This window comes from Microbacter margulisiae (assembly GCF_014192515.1).
Classification (GTDB): Bacteria; Bacteroidota; Bacteroidia; order Bacteroidales; family Paludibacteraceae; genus Microbacter; species Microbacter margulisiae.
Map to the genome: position 1 here is coordinate 666,740 of NZ_JACHYB010000002.1, position 19,284 is coordinate 686,023.

Sequence of the window (19,284 nt, forward strand, 5' to 3'; positions counted from 1 at the left end):
CAAACAGAATTTGGCAAAATGCAATGCATCATTTGAATAAGGTCTTTTAAATGCTATCTTTGCATATAAATTCTTTGCATCCGGTTTAGTCTGAAACTAAAACACAGATAATTAGATTGAACGTTTGATATTTCTAAAAAATAAAATCCGGCCTTTAGCAGGATAAATACAATGTCCGAGAGGAACTCAATGAACTTAAAAATAAAATATAGTATTCTGATATTGGCATTATTATTGAGCAGCCTTGATAGTTACGCGGTAGTCTATCAAAGGGATCATTCTTCATCACCAATTATCCGATTTTTAAAAAGCTTGTTCACCGGAGAATCCGGCAAACCCACTGCTGTCACCATTCCAGGAGGAGAAGCAGGACAGATCTATTATTACAATGACTTTCAACAATCATCGGGCATTGTTACAACACATCACTCCATTGTATCCAATAGTGAAGAATCTAACACTTCCCCGATGTGGGGCACGGTCACTGCAAACTCATATTCATCTGGCATATCAGGTAATTCTAATGTAAGTTCTACATCAACATCATCAAATACATCTTCCGGTCTATCCATTCCTCTTGCAGCCGATGAAACTGTTTTAGGCAGTAGCGGAAGTATTAGTAATAGCAGCTCAGGAGGTGGCGGTTCATCCGCTAGTAGTAGTTCCTCTCTTGGAGGATACTCTTTATTTACATCAAACCTGACTCAATATAGCTTGGCAACAACAAACCTAAGTTCTTCTAACCCATATACTCATAATAATCAGGGACAACATGGTCATTATGGAAATGGTGGTTGGTTACCAGATCCGAGTGAACCACTACCTGTAGGTGATGGTACCTGGCCCATGTTAATTTTTGCCCTGCTCTATGCCGGTGTTCAATACATCAAAACAAAAAAGAAATCTGATTCAACCACTTCATTTTAACAAAAAGAACAGCTTTAATAGGTAAGTCCTTTTTTTGTTTTGTGCTATCTTTGTCGTCAAACATTCATACATGCTGCAACTTTATCGCGCTTCTGCCGGTTCGGGAAAGACATTCCGCCTGACACAACGCTACATTCAAATGCTGTTTGACGATCATCAGCCCTATGCCCATCGTCGGATTCTGGCCGTTACATTCACCAATAAAGCAACGGATGAAATGAAACTGCGTATCGTAGATGCGTTAGACAAACTGGCTCATGACAAACCCTCTCCTTTCCGTGAACCGTTGAAGCAACGTTACGATTGGGATGAGAAAAAAGTTAACCAATACGCAGAGACATGTCTGAAAGAGCTTTTACATGATTATGCCTTTTTTGCTGTCAGCACCATCGACCGGTTCTTTCAACAGGTACTACGCAATTTTGCCAGAGAGATCGGATTGAATGGAGGCTATTCCATTGAAATCGAAACAAATGAAATTCTGGAAAAAGCCATTGACAACTTACTTGCCCAGCTCGATTCAAAAGAAGACAAACAACTGTTTGACTGGTTGATGCGCCTCACCACAAATCAAATCGAGGAAGGTAAAAAATGGAATCTCAAAAACCATCTTCGCACATTAGCACAAGAACTCTTCAAAGAATCTTTCAAAAAAAAGTTTCCGCTGATTCGTGAAAAGCTTTTGGATAAAAACTTTTTAGAAAACTATCAAGCTTCTCTGATCAAACTCATTACTGTTTTTGAGACAAAGGTGATGCAGGAAGCTCAGCAAGCATTGGCAATTATACAAAAACACGGATTACAGCTCACTGACTTTAAAAATCAGTCCCGGACTCCTTTGAATGTATTGTTGAAATTTACACGCAAAGAGATAGCATTCCCATCCAATTCGTTTTTGAAACTATACAACGAACCTGAGGAATGGGCAACAAAGAACTCCCCGGAGGCTGCACGCATCAAAACAGCCTATCTGGATGGCCTGAATACCACAGTAGGGTTGATTATCGAATTATTTGAGAATCATTTTCGTGCCTATTCAACAGCAAAAACCATCCTGAAACAATTATATGCACTTGGCATCCTGATGGATATTGACGAGCAAATACGATTGGAATCGGATGAGACCCACCGGTTGCTTATCACGGATACGACAGAATTATTGTCCCGCATTGTAGATGGAAGCGACACCCCGTTTGTTTTTGAAAAAATAGGAGTCCATATTCAACATTTGTTGCTGGATGAATTTCAGGACACATCCGATTTGCAATGGCTTAATTTCAAGCCTTTGCTGTTAAACAGCCTGGCAACTGGTAATGATGATCTGGTAGTTGGAGACGTGAAACAAAGCATCTACCGCTGGCGTAATTCAAACTGGGAACTACTTGACAGTCAACTATTCAAAGATCTTGGAAATGATTATATAGAAGAGATCTACCTGAACGATAATTGGAGAAGCGGGCGTGCCATTGTCCGGTTCAACAATCTTTTTTTCAAGCTTGCCTCAGATGTTCTGCAGCAACAAATCCGGCAATTGATACCTGTAACTTCAGCAGAAGATCCACGTCTTGCCCCACTAAACGCAAAGATCGCCCATGCTTACAACAATTTAGCTCAACAGTGCCCCGAAACCGCCATAGAAGGGAATGTCATCATCCAGGTTATCGATGATGAGGAAAAAAGCTATCACGAAGCAGCATTGGCAAATATGGTAACCTGGATTGAAAAGTGGCAGGATGCAGGATATGATGCAGGCGAGATAGCCATTCTGGTGAGACGGAATGTGGAAGCCACAGAAATAGTCGATTATCTTCTGCACTATCAAAACAGTGAGAACGCTAAACCAACCTATTCGTACAGTGTCATTTCCGACGAGGCATTAATGATCTCCAATGCGCAATCCGTGCAATTATTAATCTTATTACTTCAGTATGTTTTACATGCCGATGACACCTTGTTACGCGCTAAAATTGCCATGCTGTTTTTTCAACTTTCAGGGAAAACGAAGCCGGAAGAGATAGCCTCTACCTACTTCCTGTCCGAAGAAAGCGCTGGCACAGCGTTTGATGCTTTCGAGAAAGCTGTATGGAGTTGTGTGAAGGAAGGGAAAAACGGGTCGCTGTTTGAGTTGACGGAATCATTAATCAAGTTGCTACCGCAAGCCACGGTTGCAGATGAATCCGTCTTTTTACAAGCCTTTCAGGATTGGGTTCATCATTTTTCGTTATCCGATTCCATGGGTATCGATGCATTCCTGGAATGGTGGGACACCGGAGGTGCACAAAAAAAGGTGCCTTCGCCGGACACATCGCATGCAATGCGTGTGATGACTGTTCACAAGGCAAAAGGACTTGGTTTTAAGGCTGTCTTAGTGCCATTCACCGATTGGAAATTAGACCCGCAAAAGGCGATACTTTGGTGCGAGCCCACCGAAGCACCCTTTAATGCTTTGCCGCTGGTGCCGGTAAGTTATAACACAAAACTGGTTGATACGATCTTTATCAAAGACTTTCTGGAAGAGAAAACAGCAACTTTCATTGATAGCCTTAATGTGGCGTACGTTGCGTTAACGCGCGCCAAAGAGGCGCTGGTAGTATTTGCCCCTAAGCCGGAAAAGCCAGGAAAAGAGGCGGCTACTTTTGCTGAATTGCTTTATCAGTGCATAACATCCAACAGCAGCGGGGATAATGCTCTTTTGTCATATTGGAATCCGGATTCATTAATGCTTGAAATAGGAAATTTAAACTTATTCGGACAAACCACAGCCGAACACAATCAGATCAACTACTCCTATGCAGAAACTTCCGGTGACAAGCGAATCCTCAATGTCAAATTTCATTCCAAAAACTTCTGGGAACAAAAGACAGCGGCAACACCTTCGCGGTTAAATTACGGTGTACTGATGCATGATGTCCTGCGACGCATCCGACATATCGATGACGGGAATAAGGTGATAGCAGAATTAGAACGTTCCGGGAAGATATCACAGGAAGAAAAAGAGGAGATTGAAAACATGCTGAAGGAATTCTGGACGATTCCGGAAACAAGCCAGTGGTTTGATCCTGCATTGAGAGCGCAAAACGAAACAGCCATTCTGATTCCGGGCGAATCTTCTTATATCCCTGACCGCGTCGTATTTGATCATCAAAACGCAACGATTATCGACTACAAATTCGGGATGCCCCATCCCAGCCATCATCGCCAGGTGTTGCAATACAAACGCTTGCTCGAAGAGATGGGCTTTACGGCACAAGCTTTTCTTTGCTATGTTCCTGACAGGAACGTTATCCGGGTTTCATAACATATAAAACCCGGACAAGCGCAAAGTCGGTATTCCTAAAATTCGACCATAATGCCAATAGAGGGCAAAATCGTTCCACTTGTTGGCTGAACAGTTTTCATCAAATAGTGAGTAGGATCTGTTGGATCAGTCAGCCCGGTACTATACAAAACAGGCGCTTCGCGATATGTGGTTCCCAAAGCATTTTGAACATCAAGATAGAATCCAAACATCCAATTCTTGAAATAATAGGTCTTATCCACCCGCAAATCCAGTTCAGTAAACGTAGCAAGTCTTTTGGTATTGTAAAGTGCATAGTCAAGGTAAGGACTGTTTTTTGCATCCCACGCAACTTTAAGAGATGACTTTGCATAATCATAGGGAGTATAGGGCGCTCCGCCGATTGCTCTAAACTTCATGCCCAAAGCCCAGTTTCTGGGAAATTGATAGTTACTGGTAACAGTCAGAAGATTTCGATTATCCCATGAGGATGGAATATATTTGCCGGTATTTGGATTGATATATTCGCTTCTCACATAAGTATAAGCCAAAATAAAGTTCAAATGATCAAATCCAAACCAACGTGCTGATGCTTCCACTCCGTAAGCACGTCCGGTAGCAGTTGAACTGACACTTTCTGTGCCATAAACATTATAGTCAGCACCTTCCGATGCTAATGGGATAGAATCAGACAGTGAATATAATCCATTGATATATTTCTTGTAAAATCCTTCCAATGATAATCGAAGATAATCTTTGGGTTGATGTTCTATTCCAATCACAACTTGATTGCATTGTAGATATTTCATTCCATTGCCTTTGTTGACATATTGATTTTCGTTGTTTTTATACCCTAAAACAGTATAGGGAGGCAATTCGAAATATGTACCTACATTCCCATTCAGATAGAATTTAGGCAAAAGCTGATACGATAAAGAAACCCGTGGAGAAAATTGCCCAAACGGATGATTCATTGTTGAAGCATAATTAGTAGCATCCGTTCTGAAACCTGCAGCCAATGTCAATTTTTCATTGGGGCTTTTATAGACACCGGTAGCAAAAATACCCCAACGCATTAACGACAAATTAGTCAAATAATTGAGTTTGTAGGCATTTCCATTGCTATATAAGGTCTGTCCTGTATGATTAAAATAATGATCTAATTCCGCATGTATTCCTGCGTCAATACGAAAAGCATTTAACAGGGTACTGTTCTCAAACCGGAATCTGGTTTCAGCCTGGTATGAATTGTAATTGAGAATTTTATCTCCGGAAGCAGCATCATTATTAAGATATTTCAAGTTGGTGTTTTGAAAGAAATCATGGCTTAATACGATGGATTGCGTGCTATTTCCTGCAAAATGTTTGTAAACGCCTCCAACGGTGTATGTATTCTGCGAAATGATAGGCAGTGTTGCCACAATATACTTATTTCCATCCGTTTGCCCGGTAGTATCGGTGTTGAGTGTCATCCGGTCGATACCTCCCAGGCCAAGTAGGGTTAACTGGTTATAGCGGTTGAATCTGATTTTAACCTTAAACTGGCTATCCCAGTAGGTTGGCAAAAACGGAAGTTTCAATGCTTTGAAAAGATATTGCAAGTAGGATTGCCTCGCAGAAAACAGATAGGTGATCTTATTCCCGATATGGCCATCAGTATTGAATCCGAGATCAGATGAGCCAACCACACCGCTGTAATTATAAGAAGTGGCTGAACCATCTTTCAAATCGATATTTAAAATGGAACTTAGCGCATCCCCCCGGTCAGCAGGAAAAGCTCCCGTATAAAAATCAGCTTTGCTTATCAGTTCCGCGTTAAAAATTCCAACAGGCCCACCTGAAGCCCCCTGTGTTGAAAAATGGTTGATGGTGGGTACTGCTATACCCTCTATATAATAGCTGTTTTCAGAAGGGCCACCTCCTCTCACTATTAAATCATTTCTGTAACCTCCGGTAGACGAAGCCACGCCAGGAAAAGATTCGAGTACACGGGATATATCCCGGTTGGAACCCGCGCTCTTTTCAATCTCTGTAAATCCGATTTCCTTTAATGAGAGCGGACTGATAGCCGACCTTCGAAATGGACCGCTGACTCCCTTTATCTCAACTTCTTGCAGGGCTTTGGCAGTTTCTTCCAATTCTATGGTTTCAAATCCCTTATTATTAATAACTAAAAATTCAGGAGTGATACTGTTGGCATAACCAATAAAAGAAGCCTGTAACCGATAGCTTCCCGGAGCAATGTTGGATAACTTAAAACGGCCAATCGAATCAGCCGTTGTTCCGATTTGACTATTCCAGATGATCACGCTGGCATATGAAATAGGTGCTCTTGTATTTTTGTCTATGACCTGACCTTGTATAGTGTAACGTGGATTCTTTTGGGCTATTATACCACTGGGAAGTATGAATAAAAGAATAATGAACAATATATTCCTTCTCATATGATAATAATTTAGTTTGGTGAATGCATTAAAATTTATGGCCTTACATCAATATATTCCTGTTGATAAATGCTTTATATAAATATTTACATTAAACAACCAGCGCATGATTGACAAAAAGCGCCTAAGGCCTCAACCTTACGCGCTTTTTAAAATCCGGATTAAAAATGCTTGTGATTAAAAACGGCTTTCAATGACCTTCCAGTCTAAGACGTCCCAGAAGATAGAAACATAATCGCCACGACGATTTTGGTAATCAACATAGTAGGAATGTTCCCAAACATCGCATGTCAAAACAGGGGTTAATCCCTTGCGCAAAGGATTGCCTGCATTGCTTTCCTGAATAACTTCAAGAGAGCCGTCAGCTTTCTTTACCAGCCATGCCCATCCTGAACCGAAAAGGCCAACGGCAGCCTTAGAAAATTGTTCCTTAAAGGCTTCAAACGAGCCAAAGCTCTTGTCAATAGCTTCTGCAAGCTTCCCTTCCGGTTTTGCTTTCGGAGAAGGTGAAAATTGAGTAAAATAGAAAATATGGTTCCAGGTTTGCGCTCCGTTATTAAAGATAGGGCCTTCAGCTTTTAGAATGATATCTTCCAGTGACGCATGTTCAAAGGGAGTACCCGGAATAAGGTTATTCAGGTTGTTCACATATGTTTGTGCGTGTTTGCCCCAATGAAGTTCAATTGTTTGCTGGCTGATTTTTGGCGCTAAAGCATTGGTTGCATATGGCAGCGCCGGTAGTTCATGTTTCATAATCGAAAATAATTTAGTTGTTAGTTTATACTTTGATGATTTGTTCTGAATCTCTCATTCGGTTACTTTTACAGACATCTAATTTTCAACCGGATATCATTAATCTACCCGAATAAACTATCACAAATATACAAAAAAAATCGCCGTTTGGTACTCCACAGGGACGGAAAAGCAACAAAAAAGCCACAGGAGACACTACATCAGACTACTAAAAATGGCCATCCCTGCCCCCATTTTCGGGGAACAGAAATGGCCATAGACAAGTTTTGGATATCCGCTATCCGGAATACCGGCAATCAGATTACTTCAACTCCTTTACAGGCGAAAAGACCTGGTTCCTCACCAGTTCCTTTACATTATATGGAGCAGGCGCTCCGCCAAGATATTTATGGAACCAATCCAGATGGGCATCGTAATACAAAGGCATGGATTTAACCACGTTGGGCCAGTGTCCATCGTTCTTAAAGATGATCAAACGGGATGGGATTCCCAAAGTTTGCAATGTTGTGAAATACTGAATCCCCTGCGTATATGGAACCCGGAAATCAAGTTGCCCGGTAATAATCAACGTAGGCGTAGCAAAATTCCGCACATATTCCGATGGGGAGAATTTCTTATACAAATCCGAATTCCACGGCTGGCCTTTCAGGTCAAAGTTTGGAAACCATAGTTCTTCTGTTGCTCCCCATTCGGAACGCAAATCGTAAAGCCCCATCATCGAAGCCAGGCATTTAAAGCGTTTGGTTCTGGCCTGGAACCAATTCATCATGTATCCGCCGTATGACCATCCCATAGCACCCATGCGTGTTGAATCAACGTAAGAGAGGTTAGCAAGGGCATCTGTCACTTTCATCAGGTCTTCGAAAGGTTTTCCGCCCCAGTCGCCCGATATCTCACGGGTATATGCCTGTCCGTATCCCGTTGATCCGTGCGGGTTACAGAATGCCACCACATAGCCTGCACCCGGATAAACCTGCCAGTCGCCACGGAACGAATTCATCCATTGGCTTTGCGGACCACCATGTACATTCAGGATAAGCGGATATTTGCGGGCCGGATTGAAATCATGTGGCTTAACAATGAAGACTTCCACTTTTTTGCCATCCACTCCGGCTACCCACATCGTATCGGCAGGACGGATATCCACTTCTTCTTCCAGCTTCCGGTTGAAAAAAGTCAATTGAGAGGCCCGTGCATTACCCGAAGCATCCATGCGGTATAAAGCTACCGGCTTGCCTACTGTACTGGCAGTGTAATAAAGATTTCCCTGACGGTCAAGGTCAAAGCCGTAGATCGTCTTTGCGCCACTGACAGGCGTTATTATAGCCTGGTTCTCGATATCTATTTTATACACTGGCTCACGACCCAGCACCTCTCCGGTAAAATAAATCGATTTGGAATCGGCGCCCCATTTCAGATCGTCAATCCAGTTATCAAACGAACCGGTAATGATCTTTGACTCGCCTGTTTGTCTGTTGTATAAGGCAATCCGGAAAAGATCGGACTCATATCCCGGAATGACCTGCTTGCGGTAAGCAATATATTTTCCATCGGGAGAATAAACAGGAGAACCGTCCCATGCTTTGTTATCCTTTGTGATATCCACGGCTTTCCCTCCGGTCACCGGCACGATAAAAAGATCGGCATTGGTGGAAGCTTCGGGATGCGCATCATGATTAGAGACATAGCAAAGCTCCTTGCTGTCCGGTGAAAAGTTATATCCGATACCGCCTCCCAGCATAAAGGTGGGGGAAACATACTTCCCGGGAGTTACATCGGTATAGGTATGGGTTTGCAGATTATACACGATAACATGGGAATACTTCCCGGCTGCATACTGCGTCCAGTGCCTGAATAATAAATGATCGGCCAGGTATGCCTGCACAGGACCATTCGTAGCCAGGGAATCGGTTATCTCATTGCACCGGCTGTTAGCACCACATTCGGGATATACGTCAGCAGCAAATGCAATCAGTTGGTTATTTGGCGACAACACCGGAGCGTCCACGCCCATGGAAAAGTTGGTAATCTTGCGTGACTGGCCGCTGCTGAATGTATAAAGATACAATTGCGGCGTACCCGATGCGCTGGAAACATAGTAAATACCCCTGCCATCGTTTGTCCAAAGAGGATTCTCATTCCCTTTGCCGTTAGAGGTAATCGGCCTCAGGTGACTGCCATTGGCATCGGCAACGTAAATATTCACCATTGCTTTTCCTGCCGGAAGGTTATAATCCGTCAGGGTAAATGCAATCTGTTTGCCATCGGGAGAAACCACAGGAGTGCCTACATTGCGCATTTTATACAAGTCTGCAATGGTAAAAGCCTTTTTTTGTGCATACGAATGCCCTGCGGATAAGCACAAAATGGCCATTAATACATAGATTAGCTGTTTCATCTGAATTGGTTTTAGTTTACAATGAAAATATCTTTATTCAAAAGTACAAATATATTCCGGATATAACTGGAATTTATTTACAAAAAATATGCATCACAGGGTCTCGTAGCAGAGGTTCTCTGTGAAATAGCCGCCAGCGATGTTCATCAGCCAACTGCTCACATTATAGGTATAACTGATCTTTTTTGTCCCCTGAAGTTGCTTGACAGCGCCATGGCGTCGTAGCTGTTGATAATCTGTTGTCCATTCCCGAACCGGATAGTATCAGAAATATTTATTTCTTTAGTCTGCCTCCAAATAACCTTTTATCATTAACAGGGTCTTTTATTAAAAGTAGCGTTTCGCAAATTGATTTTATTCGATCATCCGACCAACCGCTATATTTGTGCATGATTTGGGCAACTAATTTTCTCTTATCATAAAACACTAAAGTCATTGGTGTGTGGATTCGATCGTAAAGCTCATGAGCATAGGTATAGTTAAATGATTCAAAAGGTAACCTGATTGTTTTTGTTCGTAGTAATTGATTGTACTGTATCAATAGTTCCTCTTTATTATAATCTATAGAAACAGAAACAACCTGCCTGCTTCTTTTGCTTATTAACTGCCAAACTGTAAAAGCTATAATTAAAAAATACACTATCCATCCATAAATAAATTCTTTGTGCATAAGAACAAAAATAAGTATAAATTGAAGCACAAAGATTTGTGCCCCTTTCCAAATACGTAACTTTATCGAAGGCAGATGATTAATAACATAGGTTGTATTTGATTCCATATGGTTTGTTCTATTCCATTTTTGCCTGGTTCATACTTCAGTGCCTTGGGGGTCTCTCAGATAGTAGTAATATACTCCTCCCCACGCTACCGCAGCGTGTAGGTCGGTTCCATCATCTTATTAGCAGTTACGAAAAGATAAATCTTTTCTCACAGCACACTCTGCGGCAGTAGAGAAATTACTAATTTTGAATACTTAATAATCTTCCGAACACTCGTAATTACAAATCTGCGGTAGCGAGGGAAACCCGACAGCAACGTATCGTCCGGCTTACCGGATTCAATTCCTGCAAATGCCCCCGATGCAAAACCGGCAATATGATTCCGGTAGAAATAATCCCGCGTATCCGTTCGCCCGATAACGTGTTTTATCCCCGAACAACAAACCTGAACCTGTAATCTCTCAACCTCAAAGCCCTGTATAACGCAGGGATGGCCATTGCTTTGTCTATACAGTAGCAAAAACCGCTGTTTATGCTTGTTTTTTTATCTTTATCTGCTGCTTTCTTGTAGAAAATCTACTGATTACAGCACTATTTGTTCTTTCTTTTGCCCTTTCCTCCCTGCAACAACCTATCAAAACAGGCCGCTTTCTCCATAACAACATTTCTACTCCAAGCTCGCTGAACAGACTTCTCGAACAGGGAATACGGTTTACCCCGTTATACGGGGTTCAACCCACGCTTCCTTGCTGGGTCGTCCCGACCGCAGGAAGCCTAAGTATTATGCAACGTTTTTATTCTTTTAAAGGTAAATGATTAATCCAAATTTTCCTTTCACCAAAGTCCAATATTTTCTTTGTGTAAGGATATAATTGAAATATGCGTTCAGTAAACTTATCCCATATGAAGATATGAGTAAAATAGTCTGATTTAAGATTTAAAATTAATTCTCTCTCTTTACTATCCAATTGCATTAATGAAATCTCGCCTTGTCTTAATGTGTTTTGCATTTCAAAAATAAACATATCATGTAAACTCAATCCTCCAGCATAGATTATTAGCCATTTTTGTATATAATTGTTCTTGTATTTCTTTGAAGATTTTTCCTTTTTATCAACTATTTCTTGAATAGCTGTTTCATTTTGCAATATCTCACCTGACTGCAAGCAAGAATCCCACCACAGGTATTTCTTTTCAGGATATTTATCACAAAGGGATATTGAATCTATATAATTGCTTAGAATTGGGAACTTGTCATGTGATACTTTTTCTGTTTTTTGTTCACCTCTATTCAATTTTGCCGATTTAATGACCTTAACTATTTCATTGAAATAATTATCATTTAATAATTCCCTATAATTAACTTGGTCATTATGAAAATGAATCACTCCATATAAGTAATCATAGGCTGGTTCAACGGCGGATAATCTTTTCTTTAATTCATCAACAAATTTTTTCCATTCGCTTAACTTTTTCTGTCTCATCGAACCTTTTCTGGTAAAATCAGAATAGTATTTTGTTATCTCTACACCAATCAGTTTACTATCGATTTCTATTTCGTAATCAGGACATTCAGAAGTAACTAATGATGTGGGCGAGTATTGCAATCTCTTTAGAAATTGTTCAATAATCTCTCTTTCCTCCTCTTTAGTGTCTGTATGAATTTTCAATAGTATTTCAGATGCTGGCATGTCTCTGTTTTAAAATGTAACATCTTAGTGTTTTATTCATCATTTTCGTGCACCAAAGTTATTGAAAAGAAATTAAGTTTCAAATTTTTACGACCATTATTTAATGTGCAGAAGAAAATGGTGAATAAAACATAGTTGAACGGAACCTATTGCTATGGGAAAGGTATTTGGGCAGGTTTTATATTTGGCTCGAATTTAAAATAGAAGAAAGTGCGTTTTAGATTTCATGCAGTACAGAGTTGTTATTTTGATTGAATTTTATTTACATACAGACATAGTTTTCCCCGGTAGATTTTGATCATCTTTTTTCGGGATAGTTTTCAATTTTTTAAAGAACGCTTTTACAAACAGCAGGATTAGCCCGGCTCTATATGTAAATTGCTGTTATTAGGAATTATTGTTAACTTTCCTTTGTTGCATTTGGGGCAAATAACAGGGTCTTTGCCTGTAATGATTTGTAATACTTCCATGGCTTGTAATCCCGTGAGTTTTGATAAACAGGTTGGAGTAAGTATGATGGAGTAACACAAGTCAAGTTGAGATTTTCGGTTGCACATAGCCATAAAGCCAAAGTAACGGATTTTACAAAATCCTGTTGGCAAAATATGTTGCATAAACCTGCGGATAAACTCACGGGCCTCTAAAGTCATGGCTTTTCTTGTTCCCCCTGCTTTGTTATCTTTGTAGTAAAAAGTCACTTTACCTGCTTTATAATCCACAATACGGTGATTACTAATGGCTACACGATGCGTGTAATTTCCCAGATAACGGATAAGATTGTCAGGTGAAGAAAACGGTTTTTGAGCATATACTACCCATTTTTTATCATAGCATTTTGTTTTCAGTGTTTGAAAACAGACAGTATCCTCAGGTAGTTTTATTTCTCCTTTGTTGATGGCTTCTTCCAAGAACCGACATAAAATACCCCTGAAAACTGCACTCAACACTTTTACCGGAACAAAAAACTTTTTGGCACTCGGTATCCATTCCATTCCATCGTCCGATAACCCACCTGCAGGAACTATGGTATGGATATGTGGATGATACGCCAGAGTTTGTCCCCAGGTATGCAGCAGTGCAACAGCTCCGGCTTGTGCTCCAAGATATTCTGTATTCTTAGCACATTGAACCAATGTTTTTCCGACCGCTTTGAACAACAAGCCGTAAGCAACTTGTTGATTGATATAAAACAGATTATGCAGACACGATGGAATGGTAAATACAATATGAAAATGTTTTACCGCTGGAAGATTAGCAGCTAACTTATCCACCCATTGCATTCGTTTTATGTACTGACATTTGGGACAATTACGATTACGGCACGAGTTGTATGATTGAACCTTATTATCACAGTTATTGCAATATAAAGTATGTCCACCTAGCTCGGATGTTCGGCAAGCTACAATATCTTCAAACGCTTTTTGCTGAACAGCGCAAAGAGTAAGATTGTCTGCTAAGTCATGTTTGTAATCCCGGAAAATGTCAGCAATTTCTATGGTTTGCTTTTTATTTTCCATTAGATAAAATCAATACAGGTTTATTTTATCTAATGGAGAAGTAAACTCATTGGTTTTTATATGAGCTACGTGCAAATATACGGCTGTGGTTTTAAATGAAGTGTGTCCCATGAACTGTTGTATCTGCCTCAGGTTTACACCTGCTTCCAATAAATGTGTAGCGAAACAATGCCGTAAGGTATGAAATGAAACGTCTTTTTTTATACCTGCCTTTTTTGCACTGTTCTTAACGATATGTTCCATAGATCTTTCCCACAAGGGTTGTCCTTTATGCCCGGCAGGTTCAAAGAGAAACTTTGTTGGTCTTTCCGCTTTGTAGTATTCACGGAGTGTTTCAAGTGTCTTTTGTGAAAGAATAGTATATCTGTCCTTTTTACCTTTTCCCTGAACTACATGCACTTGCATCCGCTGCGAATCAATGTCTTTTGGTTTAATTTGTAATACTTCCATTCTGCGTAAACCGGCAGAATAAGTGAGCATAAGGATGGCTTTGTGTTTCAGGTTATTCGTTACTGAAATCATCCTCCCAACTTCCTCAAGCGATAAAACAATAGGTAGTTTTTTCTCTGTGCGTGGTCGTTTTACACGGAATTCTTCCCATTCACGATGACATACAGCTACATAAAAGATTTTGAACGCACTAATAAGTTGATTTACGGTGGAAACAGAAGCCCCTTTTTGGGTAATCATAAAATGCAACTTAGATTTAAAGTCTTCGGTGGTAATCTCATACAACAATTTCCCAAATTCTTTTTCTAAATTGCAAAGTAGTTTACAATAGGTATCAATTGTGCGCGGACTGTAATTGCGAATCTGCATCTCCCTGATCAGCAAATTCTCGAAGGACTTGTTTGGGCTCATAGTGATATTTTTTTGAAGTTTATATCCTTCAAAATTATCACAAATCTCATTTACCGGAACGGTTTAGTTCAACATCTGTGTATACGCCATAATGTGGCGCATATCCAGTTTATCAATATAATTATAATTCTAATTTATCCAAGGGACTTTTGATTTGATCAAATCCTTTGTTTGTAATATGAGTGTATGTCTCTTTCCCTCTCCTTTTGCCCAATTTTAGGCGTATGTATCGTAAGATAACTTATCTTCTTTGTTTCTCAATTTTAAGTCACAAACATAAAAAATTATTTCTGATGCTACAATAACAAATATCAATTATTTTTCCATATAAGATGGAAAGGCAACAACAGGCAGAAAGTGGAAGAGGTCTAAAGAGAACTACGGTTGAAAGTTTAAGGTGTAAAGTTTATAGAGAAACAACAGTCTAAAGGCAAACTGGTTAAAAGTTGAAGGTTTAAGGTGTAAAGTTTATAGAGAACTACGGTTGAAAGTTTAAGGTGTAAAGTTGAAAGGCAACAACAAGTCTCAAGAAAAGAGTTCTTTAATCATTTATCGCTAACCGCTGTATGTTGATTTCCATTGTCAACTGTCAACTGTCAATTGTCAATGGAATCGGTCATGCAGTCATTTGATTCTCCAACAATCCACCCGGTGGCCAGAGACCACCGGATGAGATGTTACGACGGCTAGGTCACGATTGTGTTTTCGAGTTTTGACCACGGGCTGGCCAGTTCAGGATGTTTGGTGTTGTACCATCGGAGGTAGATATAGAGGAATTTACCTATGTTGCCTGCCCCGAGTGAAAGATTGAAAATCGCCTTTGTGGAGATATTCATCTTCAGGCCCGGCGCCTCTTCCGATTCGGGTGGTGTTTCGCTCACCATGTAGAGATATTGCACGCAGTTGGCTCCGGGATAAATGGAGTAACGGCTCCCGATAGAGCTACGGCATTTCACCGACACCACGTTACCCCCCAAGGGAGCAAGGGTCACCGACACCGATTCCTGAATGGGTTTCTCCCCTACTGTCCGTGCTTCAGCATCCAAAGTGCCTTTACCGATATGAAACATGGCCAGGTCGTCAATAGTGACGGAGACCGAGGCCGCAATACGATCGAGAAAGTGGGACAATTTATTAAAATCGACTGTGTTGCTGATGATTTTCAGTAATTTGTCTTTTACGGTGGTGGTACGGCTGTTTTTCTTGTCCACATAGAGGGCATAGAGAGGACTCCACTGGGTGTTGAAACTCTTCCACTGCGTCACCTCTTCTTCTGTGATTCCCAACCGGGTGGCATTTGTGGTGGGTGTCCCCGCCTCAAGATAGGCTGTGGTGGTGGTGATGTACTCGTCGAATTGATTTATCGAACGTGGAATTCTAGCTGTGTTTGTCATACTTTTTTTGTTTTAATTGTTAAATAAATAAAGTCAGGCGATTGATATGCACGAAACCAATGAAGAGCGGTAGCTACTGATGCACTCTCAACCGGTTTATGATTTCAACCGTTTTTTCTTTTTGACAGGCAGGTATAATGTTGCATGAAACCTATCCCGATTGTTATTAAAGTGTTTGGAAAAAATTTCAAGACGGGGAGTTATATCAATCATGTATTCATTGCCGTCTTGCCAATTCCGTGTGATATAATTCCATGCGGCATGCAGTTCCTCTTCTTTTCCCGAGAAATGATAACAGGCATAAGTACCACCCTTTATCCATTTCGAGTTGTACAAACGCCGTGGCTTTGTAAACGCCGTGTTTATGGAAAAACAAACATCATAGCGGCATTTGTTGTGAGGTGTGTAATCGGGGTCATCGTGTATCACCCCGATGGATTGGCATACCTCCAGGTTGTCCTGCATAACGCAGGTGGACAAGGAGCAAAAGTTGCTACGGATTTTTTCAGGAGTATATCCTTTGAATACCCTCCGGTATACCACAAACCGATCGGCCATCTCACAAATGCCCCCGAACCGGATGTCGGATTCAAAATCAGGATTGATATGGCGCGTGACAGGCTTCTGCTTCAGAAACCGTGCATGTGAAGGCAGGATGCCAAAGGCTTTGTTGAAGGCAGTACTAAAGCTACCGGAATACCCATAGCCTAACAAGACTGCAATAAGCTGAATAAGCAGGGAAGGTTCGGCATGCAGGATACGGTAGGCTAATTCCATCTTGACACGTATAATATAATTATCATAGGATTCTCCTGTTATTTCTTTAAACAAACACCACAATTTAGTGGTTGAAACAGGAACCATTTGGGCAATCTCCATATAAGTGCCGTGATGGCCAAGATTGGCTTCGATGTGCTCCAGTATACGCGTAATATGCACAATTTGTTCTACTGTTATCATATCATGTATTAAAATTTTGAATTGCAAAAATAATAGTTAATTAAAGAGGCAAATTATGATTTTCCACATTTATTTTATTTCAACCAAAAACAATGAGTTTTCAATTATTAAAACAGGACAGGCTTTAGATGATTCACTAACAAGAAAGGAGATCCATAGCAATGCATAAAATTTCAGATCACATTTTTACTCCAACAATGTGCATTGTTACTCCAACAATGTGCATTGTTACTCCAACAATGTGCATTGATACTCTAATAATGTGCATTATTACTCTAACAATGTGCATTGATACTCTAATAATGTGCATTGATACTCCAACAATGTGCATTGATACTCCAACAATGTGCATTGATGCTCTAATAATGTGCATTGATACTCCAATAATGTGCATTGATACTCTAACAATGTGCATTATTACTTTAAAAATGTGATCGTAACATTGAATCAGTTGACACAATGACGACCATATATTACACAATAACAAGATGTTACATAAAACGCAACCTGATCCGTCGAATTTATAAATCTGACGGGACAAGGATAAAGAAAACCAAACCCTACCCCTGTTCCGGGTACTTCCCTTCATCAGAAGGACAGAACAATCTGACAAACAAGCTAAGGCGAATCGGGTTGCCTGACCCGTTGGATTTGTAAATCCGTCGCGACGGAAGCAGAGCGGCTTTGCTGGTTTACAATCATATCTTCGGGTGTTTTTCCGTATGGCATAAATCCTGTTTCCAAATTTCGCTTTCCTTCCCTTGCTGCAGAGCCGCTCAATATTTGTTACAGAAGGATGATACGATATCGCCAGGAAGATGCAGGGCGTCGTAATATTAAATCAGTTGGCACAATGATGCCCCTGCCATGTCGGGTTTGTAAATCCAACGCGACGAGGTTAAAGAAAACCTAACCCTAACCCCGTTCCGGGTACTTCCCTTCATCAGAAGGGCAGAACAATCTGGCAAACAAACCAAGGCGAACAGGGTTGCCTGACCCATCGGATTGTTACATCCGACGAGACGGGAAGAGAATGGCCGAAAGCCGGGAGAGACCAATAAGCCGAAATGACAAAAAAGTTTTATTTCCGGAAAAAATCAAGACGGCTTCTTCTTCAATAGTAGCCGAAGAGAAGAGAAATGAGGGAAACCCTTCATCCCTGAAATTGCAGAAAGGAGATCAGTTTATCCCGAAAAATGTGCCCGCACACACAACAAATATCCAAACTTTATTTTTTATATTTGCAGTGGTTAACCACGCACATTTTACTATGGCTGAAAATAAAAATATCAAGATCAAAGATATTGCCCAAATGGCTGGCGTTTCGGTTGGCACAGTCGACCGCGTACTGCATGACAGGGGGCGGGTGTCTGAAGAAAACCTCAAAAAGGTAAAAGCCATTCTGGAAGTGGTCAATTATCAGCCGAACATGATGGCCCGGACCCTTGCCTCAAAGAAACACTATAAAATTGCCGTCATCATTCCCGCTTTTCAACCGGGAGAGTACTGGGAAAAGGTATATAAAGGCATACAACGGGCTGAAGGAGAGTTTGCGGGCTATGGCGTACATCTTGAGAAATTTTTGTTCGACCAGCACAACAGCCATTCACTACGCAAAATCATCAACGAGCTACTGGCAGGATCTTTTGATTTTAATGCCGTCTTAATGGCTACCCTGTTTTCGAACCTGATGATTGAATTTTCCCAAACGCTGGATCTTCTCAGGATTCCGTATAATTATATCGATGCCAATATCCCCGCACAGCAGCAATTGGCCTATTTTGGAACCAATTCCGGGGATAGCGGTGAGATCGGAGCCAAGATGTTACTGTATAACATCAAAAAGAATGCTGATATTGTCATTCCCAAAATATTAAACATAGGCGATCAGGACTCCAATCAATGGATCAACCGGGAAACCGGATTCCTGGATTACCTGAACCATACCGCCTATAGCGGCACAATCCATCGTATTGAGCTGTATCTGGATGATCCGGTTTATAACTTCAGGGAGCTCGATATTCTGCTAAAGAGTAAACCGAAAATCAGGGGTGGCATTGTCTTTAACTCCAAAGCCCATATCCTTGCCAATTATCTGAAAATAAGAAACATCAACGACATCAGTGTCATCGGGTATGATGTCATCGAAGCAAACATCAAACTGCTCAAGGAAGGCATCATCAAAGCCCTGATCGCACAACGCCCACAACAACAGGGCTATGAAGGGATAAAATCGCTCTGCGAATACCTTATTCTAAAGAAGACCCCGCCAAAAGAAAATTATCTCCCTATTGATATTCTTTTGCCCGAAAACATTGATTACTATCAAAACCAATGATTACA

At 40.8% G+C, this 19,284-nt stretch carries 12 protein-coding genes; 3 read left to right on the plus strand and 9 right to left on the minus strand.

Going from position 1 to position 19,284, the window contains the following annotated elements:
• Positions 1-189: 189 nt before the first annotated feature.
• Both FHX64_RS11830 and FHX64_RS11835 read left to right on the plus strand, forming a co-directional pair.
• Positions 190-927: a hypothetical protein gene (locus FHX64_RS11830; protein ID WP_183414047.1), complete on the plus strand. Its 738-nt coding sequence runs from the start codon at positions 190-192 to the stop codon at positions 925-927.
• Positions 928-997: 70 nt separating this feature from the next.
• The gene (locus tag FHX64_RS11835) at positions 998-4,225 is read left to right on the plus strand and encodes a UvrD-helicase domain-containing protein (protein WP_183414048.1); all 3,228 of its coding nucleotides are present in this window, start codon (positions 998-1,000) and stop codon (positions 4,223-4,225) included.
• Between the two features lie 35 nt (positions 4,226-4,260).
• On the opposite strand, the gene FHX64_RS11840 is transcribed toward FHX64_RS11835, so the two are convergent.
• The 9 genes from FHX64_RS11840 to FHX64_RS11880 all read right to left on the minus strand — a co-directional run bounded on the left by FHX64_RS11840 (position 4,261) and on the right by FHX64_RS11880 (position 16,941).
• Entirely contained in the window at positions 4,261-6,648 is a 2,388-nt protein-coding gene (locus tag FHX64_RS11840; RefSeq protein WP_183414049.1) for a TonB-dependent receptor, read from the minus strand.
• 177 nt (positions 6,649-6,825) lie between these two features.
• On the minus strand, positions 6,826-7,401 hold the full coding sequence (locus FHX64_RS11845; RefSeq protein ID WP_183414050.1) for a superoxide dismutase: 576 nt from the start codon (positions 7,399-7,401) through the stop codon (positions 6,826-6,828).
• A 301-nt stretch (positions 7,402-7,702) separates the two neighbouring features.
• Positions 7,703-9,799, minus strand: a complete 2,097-nt coding sequence (locus FHX64_RS11850) for a S9 family peptidase (RefSeq protein WP_183414051.1) — start codon at positions 9,797-9,799, stop codon at positions 7,703-7,705.
• A gap of 274 nt (positions 9,800-10,073) precedes the next feature.
• On the minus strand, positions 10,074-10,577 hold the full coding sequence (locus FHX64_RS11855) for a hypothetical protein (RefSeq protein WP_183414052.1): 504 nt from the start codon (positions 10,575-10,577) through the stop codon (positions 10,074-10,076).
• A gap of 735 nt (positions 10,578-11,312) precedes the next feature.
• Positions 11,313-12,209 (minus strand): hypothetical protein, encoded by an 897-nt coding sequence (locus FHX64_RS11860; protein ID WP_183414053.1) that lies wholly within the window; start codon positions 12,207-12,209, stop codon positions 11,313-11,315.
• A 356-nt stretch (positions 12,210-12,565) separates the two neighbouring features.
• A complete protein-coding gene (locus FHX64_RS11865) occupies positions 12,566-13,726 on the minus strand; it encodes an IS91 family transposase (RefSeq protein WP_183414054.1) in 1,161 nt (386 codons plus the stop codon).
• A gap of 9 nt (positions 13,727-13,735) precedes the next feature.
• Positions 13,736-14,587 (minus strand): tyrosine-type recombinase/integrase, encoded by an 852-nt coding sequence (locus FHX64_RS11870; protein WP_221202210.1) that lies wholly within the window; start codon positions 14,585-14,587, stop codon positions 13,736-13,738.
• 686 nt (positions 14,588-15,273) lie between these two features.
• Positions 15,274-15,981: a hypothetical protein gene (locus FHX64_RS11875; RefSeq protein ID WP_183414055.1), complete on the minus strand. Its 708-nt coding sequence runs from the start codon at positions 15,979-15,981 to the stop codon at positions 15,274-15,276.
• 96 nt (positions 15,982-16,077) lie between these two features.
• Positions 16,078-16,941, minus strand: a complete 864-nt coding sequence (locus FHX64_RS11880; RefSeq protein ID WP_183414056.1) for an AraC family transcriptional regulator — start codon at positions 16,939-16,941, stop codon at positions 16,078-16,080.
• 1,270 nt (positions 16,942-18,211) lie between these two features.
• On the opposite strand from FHX64_RS11880, the gene FHX64_RS11885 reads away from it, so the two are divergent.
• Positions 18,212-19,279, plus strand: coding sequence for a LacI family DNA-binding transcriptional regulator (locus FHX64_RS11885; protein WP_183414057.1), 1,068 nt, complete (start codon positions 18,212-18,214; stop codon positions 19,277-19,279).
• Positions 19,280-19,284 lie beyond the last annotated feature (5 nt).